Source organism: Clostridium sp. YIM B02500 (assembly GCF_022324665.1).
In the GTDB taxonomy this organism is placed as follows: Bacteria; Bacillota; Clostridia; order Clostridiales; family Clostridiaceae; genus Clostridium; species Clostridium beijerinckii.
In genome coordinates this window covers 1-1,188 of the sequence record NZ_JAKGTE010000084.1, presented here as the reverse complement: position 1 = coordinate 1,188, position 1,188 = coordinate 1, and the positions used below count along the sequence as shown (strand labels likewise).

Sequence of the window (1,188 nt, the reverse complement as noted above, 5' to 3'; positions counted from 1 at the left end):
CGTGAACCCGTAGCTTCGGTGGTAAGTTTGAGCCCCGGACATTTTCGGCGCAGGATCTCTTGACTAGTGAGCTATTACGCACTCTTTTAATGAGTGGCTGCTTCTAAGCCAACATCCTAGTTGTCTTAGAAATCCCACATCCTTTTCCACTTAACTTACACTTTGGGACCTTAGCTGACGATCTGGGCTGTTTCCCTTTTGACCATGGAACTTATCTTTCATAGTCTGACTGCCGGACTGATAGTATGTGGCATTCGGAGTTTGATAAGGTTCGGTAAGCGCTATGCCCCCTAGCCTATTCAGTGCTCTACCTCCACTACTCACATTTTCCGACGCTAGCCCTAAAGCTATTTCGAGGAGAACCAGCTATATCCGAGTTCGATTGGAATTTCTCCGCTATCCACAGCTCATCCCATGCTTTTTCAACAGCAACGTGGTTCGGTCCTCCACGAGGTTTTACCCTCGCTTCAACCTGGCCATGGATAGGTCACCCGGTTTCGGGTCTACAGCATGCAACTAGTCGCCCTATTAAGACTCGGTTTCCCTTCGGCTCCGTACCTTAAGTACTTAACCTCGCTACATACCGTAACTCGTTGGCTCGTTCTACAAAAAGCACATCATCACACACATAAGGTGCTCTGATCGGTTGTAGGCACATGGTTTCAGGTTCTATTTCACTCCCCTCCCGGGGTTCTTTTCACCTTTCCCTCACGGTACTGCTTCACTATCGGTCATCAGGTAGTATTTAGCCTTGGGAGGTGGTCCTCCCTGCTTCCCACAAGGTTTCACGTGTCTCGTGGTACTCTGGTGCAGAACTGATTATCATAGTTTTCACTTACGGGACTATTACCCACTGTGGTCCAACTTTCCAGTTGTGTTCAATTAACTATGATTTCTCGTTATGTTCTGTCCGCAACCCCAGAGATAAATCTCTGGTTTGGGCTCTTTCCTTTTCGCTCGCCGCTACTAAGAAAATCGATTTTTCTTTCTCTTCCTCCAGGTACTTAGATGTTTCAGTTCCCTGGGTATACCTTCATAAAGCTATGTATTCACTTTATGATACATGGGGTTTCCCATGTGAGTTTCCTCATTCGGAAATCTTCGGATCTCTGACTATGTGCGTCTACCCGAAGCTTATCGCAGCTTATCGCGTCCTTCATCGGCTCCTGATGCCAAGGCATTCACCAT

The 1,188-nt window shown here is 47.3% G+C and carries 1 rRNA gene; it reads right to left on the bottom strand.

The annotated features are described in order from the left end of the window. A 23S ribosomal RNA gene (locus L1S46_RS26210) occupies positions 1 to 1,188 on the bottom strand; the annotation flags it as partial.